12 protein-coding genes are annotated in these 15,177 nt (G+C 68.6%); 3 read left to right on the top strand and 9 right to left on the bottom strand.

Going from position 1 to position 15,177, the window contains the following annotated elements; all coding sequences use genetic code 11:
• Nucleotides 1–54: 54 nt before the first annotated feature.
• Nucleotides 55–816, bottom strand: coding sequence for a class II aldolase/adducin family protein (locus ACOGXE_RS06085; protein WP_419933056.1), 762 nt, complete (start codon nt 814–816; stop codon nt 55–57).
• 98 nt (nt 817–914) lie between these two features.
• On the opposite strand from ACOGXE_RS06085, the gene ACOGXE_RS06080 reads away from it, so the two are divergent.
• Nucleotides 915–2,075 carry an ABC transporter ATP-binding protein gene (locus tag ACOGXE_RS06080; RefSeq protein ID WP_419933055.1) on the top strand — a complete coding sequence of 387 codons (1,161 nt, stop codon included), beginning with the start codon at nt 915–917 and terminating at the stop codon, nt 2,073–2,075.
• Nucleotides 2,076–2,079: 4 nt separating this feature from the next.
• On the opposite strand, the gene ACOGXE_RS06075 is transcribed toward ACOGXE_RS06080, so the two are convergent.
• The 8 genes from ACOGXE_RS06075 to ACOGXE_RS06040 form a co-directional block, all read right to left on the bottom strand.
• The gene (locus ACOGXE_RS06075; protein ID WP_419933054.1) at nt 2,080–3,150 is read right to left on the bottom strand and encodes an LLM class flavin-dependent oxidoreductase; all 1,071 of its coding nucleotides are present in this window, start codon (nt 3,148–3,150) and stop codon (nt 2,080–2,082) included.
• 28 nt (nt 3,151–3,178) lie between these two features.
• Nucleotides 3,179–4,342, bottom strand: coding sequence for a Gfo/Idh/MocA family protein (locus ACOGXE_RS06070; RefSeq protein ID WP_419933053.1), 1,164 nt, complete (start codon nt 4,340–4,342; stop codon nt 3,179–3,181).
• Nucleotides 4,339–5,262, bottom strand: a complete 924-nt coding sequence (locus tag ACOGXE_RS06065; RefSeq protein WP_419933052.1) for an aldo/keto reductase — start codon at nt 5,260–5,262, stop codon at nt 4,339–4,341. The genes ACOGXE_RS06070 and ACOGXE_RS06065 overlap by 4 nt, the downstream gene beginning before the upstream one ends.
• 5 nt (nt 5,263–5,267) lie before the next feature.
• Nucleotides 5,268–6,263, bottom strand: coding sequence for a carbohydrate ABC transporter permease (locus tag ACOGXE_RS06060; RefSeq protein WP_419933051.1), 996 nt, complete (start codon nt 6,261–6,263; stop codon nt 5,268–5,270).
• The gene (locus ACOGXE_RS06055; protein WP_419933050.1) at nt 6,256–7,878 is read right to left on the bottom strand and encodes a carbohydrate ABC transporter permease; all 1,623 of its coding nucleotides are present in this window, start codon (nt 7,876–7,878) and stop codon (nt 6,256–6,258) included. The genes ACOGXE_RS06060 and ACOGXE_RS06055 overlap by 8 nt, the downstream gene beginning before the upstream one ends.
• Nucleotides 7,879–8,044: 166 nt before the next feature.
• On the bottom strand, nt 8,045–9,487 hold the full coding sequence (locus tag ACOGXE_RS06050) for an ABC transporter substrate-binding protein (protein WP_419933049.1): 1,443 nt from the start codon (nt 9,485–9,487) through the stop codon (nt 8,045–8,047).
• Between the two features lie 112 nt (nt 9,488–9,599).
• Entirely contained in the window at nt 9,600–10,601 is a 1,002-nt protein-coding gene (locus ACOGXE_RS06045) for a LacI family DNA-binding transcriptional regulator (RefSeq protein ID WP_419933048.1), read from the bottom strand.
• An 8-nt stretch (nt 10,602–10,609) separates the two neighbouring features.
• A complete protein-coding gene (locus ACOGXE_RS06040) occupies nt 10,610–12,343 on the bottom strand; it encodes an alpha-amylase family glycosyl hydrolase (protein ID WP_419933047.1) in 1,734 nt (577 codons plus the stop codon).
• A gap of 379 nt (nt 12,344–12,722) precedes the next feature.
• Between ACOGXE_RS06040 and ACOGXE_RS06035 the strand changes: the two genes are divergently transcribed.
• Both ACOGXE_RS06035 and ACOGXE_RS06030 read left to right on the top strand, forming a co-directional pair.
• Complete coding sequence (locus ACOGXE_RS06035; RefSeq protein ID WP_419933046.1) at nt 12,723–13,259, top strand: YbhB/YbcL family Raf kinase inhibitor-like protein; 537 nt, start codon at nt 12,723–12,725, stop codon at nt 13,257–13,259.
• A 123-nt stretch (nt 13,260–13,382) separates the two neighbouring features.
• Nucleotides 13,383–15,161, top strand: a complete 1,779-nt coding sequence (locus ACOGXE_RS06030; protein WP_419933045.1) for a hypothetical protein — start codon at nt 13,383–13,385, stop codon at nt 15,159–15,161.
• Nucleotides 15,162–15,177 lie beyond the last annotated feature (16 nt).

Raw genomic sequence — 15,177 nt, 5'->3', positions numbered from 1 at the left:
TGCCCGCCCATCTTGATCTCTGCCGAATCAACCGAATCCGCCGCGGTTGGGGGATCAAGCGAACTCGTGCGGCAGGTGACGGCGTGCGGCCCAGCCGAAGAGCGTCCAGCCGAAGTCGGCCCCGGTCAGGTCTTCCCGGGCGATGCGTGCCGACTCGGCCGAGATCGGGATCGCTTCACGGGCCTTCATCTGCACCTCGGCGACTCGCTCGGCGAGCACGAACCAACCGACAGCATCGGCCGGGCTCGCACCGACGGTCAACAGGCCGTGGTTCGCCAGGATCACGGTGCGGCAGTCGCCCAGCGCGGCGGCGATGCGCTTGCCGCCGTCCGTCGACATGACCTGCACCTCTTCGTCATCGAAGAGGGCGTGGTCCTCGAAGAAGCAGGTGGCTTCCTGGTTGATGGGCTCGATCATGCGGCGCTCGGCCGAGAACGGCGTGCCCCACTGCGTGTGCGTATGGGCGGCAGCGCCGATGTCGGGTCTGGCCTCGTGGATCGGGTGATGGATGGTGTACGCGCTCTCGTTGATGGCCGCGGGCCGGCCCTGCTGGTCAGTCGCGGTGCCGTCGGGCGCCACCAGCACGAGGTCACCGGCGCTGGCCCGCTCGAACGGCACGCCGTAGCGCAGCAGCCACATGTGGTCGGGCTGAAGCGGGTCGCGGCAGGTGATGTGGCCGTCACCCAGCTCGCCCCAGCGCAGCACCCCGAACAGGCGGTACGCACGGGCCAGATCGTCCATCAGCCGGGCGCGTTCGGCGTGCGGATCGGATTCGAACGGTTCAGCCGCTGCCGCGGCGATGTCGCGAGCATTCACAGCGCGAAGTCTGCCACGCCGCCTCCCCACGACCCGTCCGCAATCGCTTGCGGACTAGCCTCGGCCGCGCAGGTGCGCGTGCCTGAGAGAGGGGTCATATGGCGACCGTCACCCTCGACCGGCTGACGAAGAAGTACCCGAACGGCTTCGTCGCCGTCACCGATCTGAATATCGACATCGCCGACGGCGAGTTCCTCGTGCTCGTCGGGCCGTCGGGCTGCGGCAAGTCCACGGCTCTGCGGATGGTGGCTGGGCTCGAGGAGATCAGCGACGGGGACTTGCTGATCGGCGACGAGCGCATGAACGACGTGGAGCCCAAGGACCGCAACATCGCCATGGTGTTCCAGAGCTATGCGCTGTATCCCCACCTCGATGTGGCCCGCAACATCGGCTTCCCCCTGAAGCTCGCGGGAGTGCCCAAGGCCGAGATCGAAAAGCGCGTGACCGAGGCCGCCCGGCTGCTCGAGCTGGAGCCGCTGCTGGGCAACAAGCCGGCGCAACTGTCGGGTGGCCAGCGCCAACGCGTGGCGATGGGCCGGGCGATCGTGCGCGACCCAGCGGTCTTCTTGATGGACGAGCCGCTGTCGAACCTCGACGCGAAGCTGCGGGTGCAGATGCGGGCCGAGATCACGGCCCTGCAGCACCGGTTGGGCGCCACCACCATCTACGTCACCCACGACCAGGTCGAGGCCATGACGATGGGCGATCGGGTCGCCGTGCTGAAAGACGGGGTGCTGCAGCAGGTGGACGGTCCGACCGACCTCTACGAGCACCCCGACAATCTCTTCGTGGCCGGATTCATCGGCGCACCGTCGATGAATCTGCGCATGGCCCGACTCAGCTCAGGTGCTGATGGCTGGCGGCTGCAGCTGGGCTCGCAAGTGCTGGAGCTGCCCGAGCGTGTTCTGGATGCGCGGCCAGCGCTGCGTGCCCACGACGGCGCCGACGTGGTGGTGGGCATCCGGCCCGAAGCGTTTGAGGACGCCTCGGTCGCAGGCGAGAACGGCAGGCCGCGCCTGTCAGCAGAGGTGTCACTGTCAGAGGCGCTGGGCTCGGACCTGCTGCTGCACTTCCCGCTGGATGCTCCCTCGGTGGAGGCGGGCGATCCCGATGCGCTCGAGGGGATCGAGGACCGCATGGTCATCGCCAGGGTTCACCCGCGCAGCACCGCCCGCCCCGGCTCAGCGATTGAACTCAGCGTGGATGTCGACGAGCTGCACTTTTTCGATGCGGAAACCGAGGCCGCCATCCGGTCCTGAGTTCTCAGGGGTTCCAGAGCTTGCGGTGCGGCATGGTCTGCAGCACCAGTTGGCCGAAGAGGTCGCATTCGGCGATGTGGGGGTAGCCGGACAGGATGAACGCATCGATGCCTGCGTCCCGGTAGGCGTCGAGCTTGGCGGCGACCTCGTCGGGGTCGCCCACGATGGCTGCTCCGGCGCCGCTCCTGGCTCGGCCGATTCCGGTCCACAGGCCTGCCTCGGCGAAGCCGTCGTCGTCGGCGCTGTCGCGTAGCTGGGCTTGCCGCTGCACGCCGACGGAGGCTGAGTCGAGCGCCCGTGCCCGGATCGATGCACCGGTGTCGTCGTCGAGCTGGCTGACCAATCGTCGGGTGGCATCGATGGCTTCTGCGTTGGTGGGGCGGACGATCACGTGGGACCGCAGGCCGAACTTCAGCTCGCGCCCCACTGCGCTCGCCCGGTCTCGCATCTCGCTGACTGTTGCCGCAACGCCTGCAACCGTGTCGGGCCAGGTGAGGAACACATCGGCGGCGACCGCTGCGGTGTGCTTGGCGTCGTCGGAGAAGCCGCCGAAGTAGAAGGGCGGGCAGCGACCGCTGACGGTGCCGACGCGTGGTGGGTCGAGCTGCACCGAGACGAACTCGCCGTCGAAGTCGACCGGCTGGCCGTCGAGCAAGGTTCGCAGCACCTCCATGTACTCCCGGGTGCGCTGGTAGCGGGGGCCTGAGGGCAGCGGGGCACCGGGCAGGTCGCTGGAGATGATGTTGATGGTGAGACGGCCTTCCGCCATCTGGTCGATGGAGGCGAGCTGGCGCGCGAGCTGAGGCGGCCACAGCTCGCCCATGCGCACGGCCAGCAGCAGGTTGATGCGCTGGGTGCGCGTGGCGATGCCTGCGGCGAACGCCGTGGCGTCGATGCCCAGCGTGTAGCCGGAGGGCAGCAGCACGTTGTCGAAGCCGTTGCGCTCTGCCGTGGTGACGATGTCGGCGCAGTGCTCCCACGTGCTGGCCAGCGTCGGGTCGGGCACGCCCAGGAACTCGTAGTCGTCGTCGCACAGCGCCGAGAACCAGGCGATCTCCGGCGCGGCTGTGCTCATGGCTGCGGCTCCGCAAGCTGGGCCGCAGTCACTGGCCCAGCTCCGCAGGGGTGAGCAGCTCGCTCATCTGCACGGGCCGGCCTTCGTCAATCGAGATGTGGGCGGCGCGGCCGATGGCCACCGACCACAGCCCGTCGGCCAGGGTGCACTCCGCGGGGCTCGACGTGAGCACGGCGTCGCGGAAGCGCTCCAGTTCGATGTACGACGAGCCGTGGTGGTGGCCAGTCACGGGCGCGGTGCTGGCGATCTGCTGCTCGGTCACGTTGCCGATCCAGTCGCGTTCGCGTACGCCGATTCGCAGCACATCGTCGGGGATCAGTGCTTCGAGCTTGCCGTCATCGCCCACCACCGACAGCTCTTCCTGGTTGCGGGTGGCATCGGCGAACATGCACAGGTCCAGCAGCGCCCGCGCGCCGGAGGCGAAGTCGACGATCACGAACGCGTTGTCCAAGATGTCGGGCGTCTCGTCGCCGTAGCGCTCGTCGAGATGGTTCAGATCCTGCGCGCCCGACGCCATGACGCGCACCGGCTCGCTCGGAACGATGACCCGCATGAGGTCGAAGAAGTGGCAGCACTTCTCCACCAGCGTCCCGCCGGTATTGCGATTGAACCGGTTCCAGTCGCGCACCTTCGGCTGGAACGGGAAGCGGTGCTCGCGGATGGCCACCATGCGGATCTGCCCGACCGCCCCGGCGTGCGCCTGGGAGATCAGCGCGGCCACCGGCGCCATGTAGCGGTACTCGAGACCCACCCACACCAGCGGTGCGTCAGCCCCGAGCGCCCCGACGCCGTCGATGATGCGGCGGCAGTCATCCAGCGTGGTGGCCAGCGGCTTCTCGACGAGCTGGGGCACGCCGGCATCCGCCGCGTCCAGGACGATGTCGGTGTGCAGGTGGTTGGGCGTCGCGACGACGACCGCATCGCACAGGCCGGCATCGAGCAAGTCTTGGTGGTTCTCGAACTCCGGCACCGGGTCGAGCCCGTGGCACGTCAGCTCGTGCTGGGCCGCCTTGAGCGACGGCTCCCAGTTGTCGCACAACGCCGCGACCTCGGCGCCGTCCAGCGCGATGACGTTGGCGATGTGCTCGATGCCCATCATGCCGGTGCCGATGACACCGAATCGCATCGGCTCACGGGCCGCTCGGGCCGCGGTTTCGCCTCCGTCCTCGGCCTCGTGCGTGCCGTCGCTCACGGCAATGGCTGACCTTCGGAGGCTTCGACAAGGTCGTATACGTCGTTGCGATCGAGCTGCACGCTGAGCGCTGCCTGCAGTGCTTCGAGCCGTTCGGGCTGCTGGCTGCCGACAATGGCCACCGGCGCAGTGGGATGAGCCAGCACGAAGGCCACGCACACCGCAGCCCGGTCGACGCCTTCCCGCTCGGCCAGGCGGTCCAGCGTGGCCAGCAGTTCTGGTCGAACGTCGCCGGCCGAGGCTCCCGACCCCACAAGTCGCCCGCCTGCCAGCGGGCTCCATGCCAGCGGCACCATGCCCATCTCCGAGCACAGGTCGAGCGTGCCGTCGCGTAGCGGATCGAGGCAGGCGGCCGAGTATTCGGGCTGGGTGCTCACGAGCGGTGCTTCCAGGTGGGCCGCCAGGGCCCGGGTCTGGGCCGGCGTGTAGTTGGAGACCCCCACGGCGCCGACGAGCCCGTCGGCGACCAGCCCGTCGAGCGCGGCAGCCACCTCGGACGGATGGGTGAACATGTCGGGCCGGTGCACCTGGTAGAGGTCGACGCGGTCGGTCCCCAGCCGGTCCAGCGAGGCCTCGCACGCCGACCGCATGGCTGCGGCGCCCGAGTCGTAGGGCACCGGCGGCACGATGCCGCCCTTGGTGGCCAGCACCATGCGATCGCGCAAGTCGGGCCGGGCCCGCAGCACCGCACCCAGGTTCTCCTCGCAGGCTCCGAAGCCGGTGCCGCCCCAGTCCAGTCCGTAGACGTCGGCGATGTCCACCAAGTTCATGCCGAGGTCCAGCCCGGCTTCGATCAGCTCCGCGTTCCGCCCGACGTCAGTGCCGGTGAAGCGCCACAGGCCCAGCGCCAGCGGCCCGACCTCGACGCCGCCCGGTCCGAGCCCTCGTGGGCCCGTGCGCACCAGATTCGAAGCGTCCACAGACGTCAAGACTTCACCGAGCCGGCCAACAGCCCGCGCACGAAGAACCGCTGCAGGAAGAAGAACACCAGCATCGGCACGCCTGCCTGCACGAAGGCACCGGCCGACAGCAGATGTTCGCGCAGGCCGAACTCGCCGGCCATCGAGGCGATCTTTATGGTGGCGGGGTAGTTCTCGCCTGCGGCGCCGAGCATGGTCAAGGCGATCAGGTAGTCGTTCCAGGTCCACAGGAACTGGAAGATGGCGAAGGCCGCCAAGGCGGGAACCGACAGCGGCACCACGATGCGCCAGAAGATGGTGAAGTGATCGGCGCCGTCGATGCGGGCTGCCTCGAACAGCTCGCCGGGCAGCGTCGAGATGTAGTTGTGCAGCAAGAAGATGGCGAACGGCAGGGCGAACGCGGTGTGGGTCAGCCAGACCGCCGTCGCGGTGCCGGCGAGGCTGAAGTCGGGGAACAGCGTGACGACGATCTCGGTGCCGGGAAGGGTCCAGTGGGCACCGCCGGCGAACATCTGCAGCAGCGGCAGCAAGGCCACCTGGTTGGGCAAGGCCAGCAGCGAGACGGTGCCGATGAAAAGCCACTCGCGGCCTCGAAACGGGATCCACGCGAACGCGTACGCCGCCAGGGCGGCGATGGCGATGGGGATGATCGTGGCCGGGATGGCGATGGCGAACGAGTTGAGCAGCGCCTGCCACAGCCCGCCGGTCTGCTCACCCGACGACAGCACATCGGCGTAGTTCTCCAGCGTCCAGTTGCCTTCGGTGAACGATGTCCACCAGCCCGAGGCGCGCTGATCGTCACGGTGCCGGAACGAGTTGAGGAACAGGCTGCCAGTGGGAACGCTCCAGACGATCACCATCAGCCACAGCACCCAGGCCGGTATCGAGCGCAGGAAGCGGTACACGGCCCGCCCGACGCGGTCGGGGCCGCGCCGCCCGCGCTGCGCCGAACCGCTGCCTGCCGGCCCTGCGGCCTCTGCGGTCGGGGTGGCGCTACTCACCGCGCTGCATCCGTCTGATGTTGAGGCCCATGACGGGCACCACGCCCAGGAACAGCACCACCGCCAAGGCCGAACCCAGCCCCAGGTTGAACTCGGTGAAGCTGCGCTGCCACATCTCGTTGGCGATGACCTGCGTGCCGAAGTTGCCGTTGGTCATCACCCGCACGATGTCGAACACCTTCATGACCAGCACGATCATGGCGGTCATGACCACCGTGATGGTGGGCACGATGGTGGGCAGCGTCACCCCGAAGAACACCTGGCGCTCGTCGGCGCCGTCGACGCGGGCCGCCTCGATCAGGTCGGCCGGCACGGCCTTGATCGCCGCCGACAGGATGACCATGGCGAATCCCGTCTGTATCCAGATGAGCACCACCATCAACCACACGTTGTTGAAGGGCGACTCCTGGACGAACAGGATGGTCCCCGCGATCGGCTCGTCATTGGGACCGAGCGCCGAGCCGCCCACGCCCGGACCCAGGAAGCGGTAGATCAGCCACAGCAGCGGGATGGCCGCAACCGCCGACCCCACAGCGATCGCCGACTGCCGCCGCCGCACGCCGAACGCGCACAGCGCGGTCAGCAGGACAGTGACGGCGGCCAGCACAGCAACGGCAGTCCACGCGCCGCCGGTGGACGGCCTCAGCGTGCCCAGCCAGACCCAGATGGCGTTGAGCAGTCCGGTCTGGGACTTCTGCGGCGGCCGGGCGATGTACATGAAGCGCCAGATGATCCCCGCGCCGACGAAGGAGATCGCCATCGGCAGGAAGATCAGGCTCTTGGCGAACGACTCGCGCTTGGTGCGGTCGGCGATCACTGCGGCCAGCAGGCCCAGCGCCGTGGACAGGAAGGTGACCGCCACCACCCACCACAGGTTGTTCATGACGGTGCCGCGCAGGTTGGCGAACACGGCGAAGCTCAGCAGCAGGCCGCCGCCGAGCCCGATCCCGACGGTGCTGGCCGACACGTCCGCCCTGACGCCGCGACTGCGGCCCCGACTCATCGCGATGAGGGTGGCAATGGCGAACAAAATGAGGCTGCCCCAGAACAACCGGCTGCCGAAGATGCCTGCCCAGCCCGACAGATCCACACTCTGCGCGTTGGTGAAGATCTCGCCGTAGTTGGCGAGCCCGCGGAAGCTCTCGCCTGCCTTGTCGAACAGCGACAGGTAGATGGTGCGCAGCAGCGGCACAATCAGCCCCAGCGCGACGAACACCAGGGCGGGCCCCACGAACGTGAGCGCTCGCAGCCGGCCCTGCAGCGTGGCGATGCGGTCACCGGCAGGAGACCGCATCACGCCGGCTGCCGCACCCGCCAGCCCGAACACGGCAGCTCCGATGACAATCCACATGAGGGTCGGGTTGATCCACCCGAATGAGGGACCGTCCAGCAGCGGCGTGCACTCATCGTTGCGGGAACCCTCGACTGCGACGCATCTGCGGAGTCCCGCCGCCACCGCGCCCGCGCCTGCGCCGAGGAGCACACCCGCCACCGCCGCCACGACGGCCCAGCGGCGCTCGACCAGTCCGAACAGCCGGTGGGTGCCCCAGAACACGGCGGCGCTGGCGCCGACGGAGATCACGATGCCCAGCAAGGCACCCCACAGCGCTGCCATCGTCGCAGTCTTACAGGCGACCGGCCGGCGGGGCGGACCGTGGGTGGGCGCCCCTTCCCAGGGGGCTCAACCGGATTCCGAACGCGCCGGAGGCCGGCCCACATCGGCGGGCCGGCCTCCGTTCACGCATGTTGTCGCTCAGCCGTCCTTGAACGACTGCCGCCGCCTACTGCGGCCAGCTGTCGTCGATGGCTTGCGTTGCCTCGGCGACGCTCTTGTCGCCGTTGACGACGGCGGTGCCCTCGGTCCAGAAGGTGCCGGCGCCGACTTCGGCGGGCATCAGGTCTGAACCGTCGAAGCGCACGACATCGGCGTTCTGCAGGATGTCGAGGAACGACTGCTCGAGCGGCTGGTACACGCTCGGGTCCTGGTTCGTCGCTGCCGACAGGAAGCCGGACAGGCCACCGCCCTTGCGCTCGGTCTGTGCCTGCTGGCGCACCTCGGCGTACTCGGAGCTGGCGAAGTACTTCATGACTTCCCACACCTCAGGAGCGTCGCGGAAGGCGCCCACCAGGGTGCCGGCGCCCAGCACAGGCTGGTCGCCCTTGACCGACGGGAAGTAGAAGGTGTCCACGGCATCGGCCGAGCCATCGGCGAATGCGGTTCCCTCCGGGATGAACGCCGCGTAGAAGGACGCCTGACGGTGCATCATGCAGTCGTCGTCGACCAGCGGCTGGCCGTTGTCGCCGAAGGGGGTGGCGGCGATGGAGCCGCCCGCGGCGAACACCATGCCCGGCGTGTTCCACAGGTCGAGCACCTCGGTGAACACACCGCTGACCTCGGCGCTGGAGAAGGCCAGATCGCCGGCGACCCACGCGTCGTATTCCGCAGGCGTGTGGAAGCGCAGCATCAGGTCCTCCACCCAGTCGGTGAATGTCCAGCCGGTGGCTGGACCGCTCTCGATGCCGATGCAGAACGGGGTGTCGCCGTTGGCGATCATCTCGGCCGACAGCGCCTTGAGCTCGTCCCAGGTGCCGGGCACCGAGTAGCCCTTCGACTCGAACAGCGCCGGCTTGTACCACACCAGCGACTTCAGGTCCGACTTGTTCGGAATGCCGTACTGGGTTCCGTCGACATCGCCGAACGCCGTCCACGCGGGCGTCCAGTGCTCGTTCATGGCCGCGATGACATCGTCGGGCAGCGCGATGAGGTGGCCGTCACGTGCGAAGTCGGCCAGCTTGCCCGGCTGCGGGAAGATGAAGATGTCCGGCGGGTTGCCGCCGGCAGCTTGCGCGTTGATCTGGTCCGCAGCGTCGCGGGCGCCGGTGTAGCTGATCTCGATACCGGTCTGGGCAGCGAAGTGGTCGAGCGCATCTCGCAGCGCTCCAGCCTCCTCGTCGCTGGACTCGGGACCGAAGACAGTCACCTTGGTGCCGGACAGGTCCATCATGTCGTCGGACATGTCGTCATCCATGGAGTCGTCCATCGACTCGTCATCCATGGAGTCGTCCATCGACTCCTCGGCCATCGCCTCGGTCGCGGCCGGCGCTTCTTCGGCGTCTCCGTCGTCATCGCTGCCGCACGCCGCCGCGATGAGTCCGAAGGCCAGCGCGATGGCCAGAAGACGCGCCCAGCGGAGTCGGGTGCGTCTGTTGCTGTGGTCTTTCATGTGTTCCTCCCTGGGGGGACGCAAATCGGTGCGCCCGTGCACGTTGCAAGCGCTTGCAGACGCGGTTGCCGAAGCCTAGCCGACTGTCGAATGGACGCGCCCGCCGGGGGCCCTACGGCGGACCCACTGAATCACGGACAATCAGCTCGGTGTCGAGCTGGATGTGCTGGGGTGCAGGCGTGGCGGTCTCCAGCGACCGCAGCACCAGCTCCGCAGCGGCGACACCCTGGTCGGCGACGTGCTGCCGCACGGTCGTCAAGCCCACGAGGCGGCTCTGGTCGTGGTCATCGACGCCGACGAGCGACAGATCGTCACCGACGCGCAGGCCCAGATCGCGCGCCGCGAGCATGGCGCCGAACGCCTGCTCGTCGCACATGGCGAAGATCGCACTCGGCGGCTCCGCGGCCCCGAGCAGCACATGGGCCGCACGTCGTGCCTCGGCCCAGCTGTTGCTCGTCGAAACGGTCATCGCCGGATCCGGCGTCAGCCCCGCTGCGCCGTGCGCCCGGGCATAGCCCTCCGCTCGCTGGCTGGGGATGGAGAAGTTGAGCGAATCCCCGCTGCTGAGGCTGAGCAACCCGATGCGCCGGTGGCCGTTGTCGAGCAGGAGCTCGGTGGCGGTGCGGCCGACCGCCACGTTGTCCACCGTCACCGAGCTGAGCGCCGCCGTCCGGAAGCCGACCGTGACAGCACAGCCGCCTTGCGCCACGAAGGCGCTCGCCAGATCGGGACCCACGGCGACATCGATCAGCACCACCGCATCGCTGCGGCCCGATCTGACGCCGTTCAGCTCGATGAAGCGACGGCGTTCGTCGGAGTTGGCGACGCCCGACAGCAACAGGTCATATCCCGCTGCGGTCGTGTGACGGCCCAGCGCACCCACGATCGTCGCGTTGAACCAGGCGGCTGGGTCGGGCACCGCAGCGGCAATGGTGTTGGTCGTCCCTGCGGCCAGCCGTGCTGCGGGCAGGTTGGGCCGGTAGTCGAGTTCGGCAGCGGCCGTGAGCACCCTCTGCCGTGTGGCTGAGGCGACATGCGGCAATCCCCGCAATGCCCGGCTGACCGTCGCAGTGGATACTCCCGCGGCTCGGGCGACGTCGCCGATCCGAACCATGGGGCCCATCATTCCTGCCACACCACCGCGCTCGCCGGGGCGAGCAGATAGGTCCCGTTCGACTGTCTCGAACCGGCGGTCGCTCCGGAGTCGGCCGCCCCGCCATAGGGATGGGGACACGCGGCCGATGAGTCGTACAGCACGGTGGCAGCGGCCGGGATCGCCACTTCGTGCGAGGCCTCGCCGACGCTCGCGGCGACACCGATGCGGCCCCGGCGGTACGAGATGACCGGTCCGCGGCCGCTGTCGATCCACTCCACGGCTTCCTCGCCGTCAGCAGACCCATTCGAGAGCACGGAACGTACCCGCTGCTGGGTGTCGAGCAGCGCCCGGTACGCCCCCAGCCACGACCGCTCGTCGCTGGACTGCGCAGCGGCTGTCTCGCCCGGGGGACGCGCCGCAGAGCGCAGCCACGGCTCAGCGGCCGAGAAACCGTTGTGCGGGCCGTCGCCCCAGGGCATCGGGGTGCGGCAGCCGTCTCGACCGGCGCTGACGTCGTCGTCGGGACCGACGGGATCCAGCTTGTCCTCCGCAGCCACCTCGCCGTCGGCCAGGCCGAGCTCCTCGCCCTGGTACAGCACCAGGGTGCCGGGCAGGAACGCGGCGAGCACGTTGAAGGCGAGGGTGCGCGCTGCACCCCAATGCTGCGAGGTCTCCGAGGCGCTGTCGGCGTCGGGCGCCGACGCGAAGCGGGTCGGCGCCCGTGGCATGTCGTGGCTGCTCATCGCCCACACCAGGCGGTCGGCCAGGGCGCTCGACGGGCCGCGGAGCGTTCTGCGGATCTCGCCGGCGTCCCAATCGATGTGCATCGGCGCGAACCAGTAGCCGCCGTGCATGCCGTCGGGCGGCAGCAGATCGTCCATGCCCCGCGGATCGAGGTGGTACGTCTCCCCGTGCAGGAACGCCCCGTAGGAATCGCAGATCTTGCGCCAGCGCCGGAACACGTCCTGGCTCTCAGGCTGGAAGACGTCGTAGAGATGCTCGAAGCAATCCCACTGCTCCCAGCGGGACGCTCGGGGCGGGATGGGAAGGAGCTGCGGATTTGAGCGCAGCCCGGCGTCCTTGACCAGGCCTCCGGCTACGTCGACCCGGAAGCCGGCGACACCGCGGTCCAGCCAGAACCGCAAGATGTCGTCCCACTCGTCGGCCACTGCCGGATTGCGCCAATTCAGGTCCGGCTGCGAGGTCAGGAACAGGTGCAGGTAGTACTGGCCTGAAGTCGGCTCCAGCGTCCATGCCGGGCCGCCGAAGTAGCCCACCCAGTTGTTCGGCGGACCGCCGTCGGGGGCGGGGTCGCGCCAGATGTAGTAGTCGCGGTAGCGAGCCCGCTCGGCTTCGCCGGCGTTGCCGAGTGCGGCCTGGAACCATCGGTGAGCGCTGCTCGTGTGGTTGGGCACCAAGTCGGTCACGACGCGGATGCCGCGATCGGCGGCGTCGGCCACCAGCGCGTCGAAGGCGGCCAGATCGCCGAACAGCGGGTCGACGTCGCAGTAGTCAGCGACGTCGTAGCCCCAGTCGTGTCCGGGCGTGGGATAGAAGGGCGTCACCCAGATGAAGTCGACCCCGAGGTCGCTCAGGTAGCCGAGCTTGGACCGGATGCCGGCGAGGTCGCCGACGCCGTCGTTGTTCGAGTCGGCGAAGGATCGCAGATACACCTGGTAGCCGACTGCGTCGGTCCACCACGGCAAAGACAATTGGGGCGAAGACGGGCGGCGGTCCGATGTCGGGCTGTCAGGCGTCACGCCGTCTCCAGTCATGTTCCGGGCAGCGCCACCACCTGCGGCAACGTGCCTGCGGTCAGTCTGCCCCGATTCTGCAACCGATTGCAGGATCAGATCATGCGGCGGCCGCGCCGTGCAACCCAAAGACCGGCCCGCAATATGCGAGCCGGGCTGTGCAACCCAAAGACCGGCCCGCAATATGCGAGCCGGGCTGTGCAACCCAAAGACCGGCCCGCAAAAGCGGGCCGGTCCTTGGTCTGTCAGTTTGGGTTGTGTGATGTGCAGCTCGGAGTTCACACCCCGAGCGGTGAACACGCGGCTTGTCTAGCGCAGCGCAACGAATAGTGTCAACTGTCCAAGCGCAGCCGCCCCAAGGCAGGCGAACAGAAAGGCACTGGTGATGCCACAACCTCCCAGCCCGTATGACTTCCTTCCTGCAGTTGCCTCGTTCGAGGTGCGAAGCGACGACGTTGCCGACGGGCAGATGCTGCCGATGCCGCAGGTCTCGGGCATCTTCGGCGCCGGCGGTGAGGACCGGTCCCCGCACCTGGCGTGGTCGGGTGCGCCCGCGGAGACGCAGAGCTACGCGGTGACCTGCTTCGACCCAGATGCGCCGACCGGCAGCGGCTTCTGGCACTGGGCGGTGTACGACATTCCCGCATCGTGCGCTGAGTTGGCTTCGGGTGCCGGTGACGCCGAGAGCAGCGGGCTGCCGGGCGGCGCCAAGCAGCTTCGCAACGACGCCGGACTGCCCGGCTACCTGGGCTCGGCGCCGCCGGCGGGCCACGGCCCGCACCGCTACATGTTCGCCGTGCACGCACTGAGCGTCGAATCGCTGCCGATCGACGAGAGCGTCACGCCGGCGATCTGCGGCTTCAACATGTTCGGCACCACGCTGGCGCGGGCACTCATCACGCCGATCTACGAACAGGGCTAGCCGTGGCCGTCGGAGTGCCCCTGCGGCATTCCGGACCCGCAGCCTCCCGCGAGTGGCGGTGCCCGTTCGCCGTCTCGCTCGCACTGACGACGTGGGGGAGACGTGCTTGAGGAAGATCACGACGTGACCGACGATGATCTTGCCGCCCTCGAGGTGATCTACCGCGTCATGTGGGAAGACGAGGGCTCCGGGCTGCACAAGCATGTGGCCCGGAGCTTTCGGGCGTGGGCCCAGATGCAGCACCCGCACCTCGACGTGGCCGATGTCGAAGGTGACAACGGGGACGGCGGCCACATTGCGCAGGAGAACGGAAGCCGCGTCGACCTGACGCGGGCCACCCGCACCAACGGCGGCGTCACCACGACGACCCTGGAACTCGCCCAGCACGCTGCGCTGGGCAGGTCGGTGGTCAGAATCCGCGTCCTCAGCGGCAACGGCGAAGCGTGGGTGTGGGTGGACGTCGAGGCACCACCGCTCGCTTCGGTGCCGGTGAGCCTCGGCGCGGCCGATCCGGCGGCAGCCACCGCGACCGGCTCCGACTCCGGACAGTCGCGCTGGGCTCAACTGCGCTCGACGGGAGCCGAGTCGCTGGTGTCCGAGCTGCTCGACACTGCTCACCGCCGGGGCGGACGGCCCCACCTCGGCCGCGAACCGCTGACCACGTCACCGGTGCCCATCCGTGATGCCGAGCACGCCAAGGCGATCCGCAACGCGGTCCTGTCGCCCGACCGTCCGGTCCCGTACCTGGTCCTGGCGTGGGATCCCATCAATCCCAACACGGCACTCGGCGACATGACCCGGCGAGCGCAGAGCGCAGCGTCCCAAGTCGCCGGTCTGGCTCGCGTCTTCGTCATGCCGCTGGAAACGCTGACGCCGTTTCAGCGCCTGATCGGTGGCGAGATGGACCTGGAGCCCGGCGAGGCCCGGCTCTACCTGCCGGGTCAGCACGAGCCGCACCGCCACCGCACCCTCGCCAAGGAGGTAGTGCGTTCAAGCCCGCATCAAGCCGGACGTTGGGCCAGTCAGTTGTTGAGCCTCGCCATGGTCGAACGTGAGCCGCCCACCCTCTTCAGTCAGTCTCAGGCCGAGCTCGGAAGCCAGCGCAGGGCACCCGAGCTTGCGTCCGGATCCGGCCTTCACGAGCGCATCGAGGCGCTCGAGTCCGAGCGCGACGATCTGTGGGAAGCGTTGTTCGAAACACGCGAGCAGCGACAGGCAGCCCGGGATCAGCGCGACGAGATGTCCCAGCAGGTCCTCGACATGCAGGACGAGCTCGAGCTGGCGCAGCTTCGCACCGAGGAGCTCCAGGAGAAGCTGATCGACAAGGAAGACCAGATGGTGGAGATGCTGGTGCGAGTCGGCGAAGCCGGCACCCCGATGGTCACCGATGCCGCGGGCAGGAAGTACCCGCCGGTCACGTCGGTGAGCCACGCGCTGCAGCTCGCCCGGGCCAACCTCGTCAAGGTGGAGATCCCTGCCGAGATCGACCAGCACGTCGCCGAGCTCGACAACTCCATCGAGGCGCGTTCATGGGCCCGCAGCGTGTTCGACGGGCTGCTCGCACTGGAGGCCTATGCGCATTCAGGCGCCGAGTTCGGCGACTTCCGGGACTGGTGCAAGTCGAGCAAGCATCCGCGCAAGTGGTTTGCGAACTCGAAGAAGCTGGCCATGCGCGAGTCGGAAGAGGTGATGAGGCGACCCGAGCTGCGACGCCTGCGGGAGATGCCGGTGTCTGCACGGGTCAGCGACGCCGGCCACATCGTCATGGAAGCGCATCTCAAGCTGTCCAACGGCGGGCTCGCGCCACGGCTCTACTTCCACGACGACACCGGCCGCGACACCGGCAAGGTGCATGTGGGCTACGTCGGCCCGCACCTGCCGACCAAGCGCTTCAGGTCCTGAGATCGAGACTGAGCCG

Source organism: Candidatus Poriferisodalis sp. (assembly GCF_965208555.1).
Taxonomy (GTDB): domain Bacteria; phylum Actinomycetota; class Acidimicrobiia; order Acidimicrobiales; family Poriferisodalaceae; genus Poriferisodalis.
The sequence above is the reverse complement of the archived record's forward strand: the minus strand, read 5'-3'. Positions and strand labels throughout refer to the sequence as shown.

What these genes read in the sequence shown, in the direction of transcription:
- ACOGXE_RS06080 (WP_419933055.1), top strand. Translation starts at nt 915, where the DNA reads ATGGCGACCGTCACCCTCGACCGGCTGACGAAGAAGTACCCGAACGGC.
- ACOGXE_RS06075 (WP_419933054.1), bottom strand. Translation starts at nt 3,150, where the DNA reads ATGAGCACAGCCGCGCCGGAGATCGCCTGGTTCTCGGCGCTGTGCGAC.
- ACOGXE_RS06055 (WP_419933050.1), bottom strand. Translation starts at nt 7,878, where the DNA reads ATGGCAGCGCTGTGGGGTGCCTTGCTGGGCATCGTGATCTCCGTCGGC.
- ACOGXE_RS06050 (WP_419933049.1), bottom strand. Translation starts at nt 9,487, where the DNA reads ATGAAAGACCACAGCAACAGACGCACCCGACTCCGCTGGGCGCGTCTT.
- ACOGXE_RS06045 (WP_419933048.1), bottom strand. Translation starts at nt 10,601, where the DNA reads ATGGTTCGGATCGGCGACGTCGCCCGAGCCGCGGGAGTATCCACTGCG.
- ACOGXE_RS06035 (WP_419933046.1), top strand. Translation starts at nt 12,723, where the DNA reads ATGCCACAACCTCCCAGCCCGTATGACTTCCTTCCTGCAGTTGCCTCG.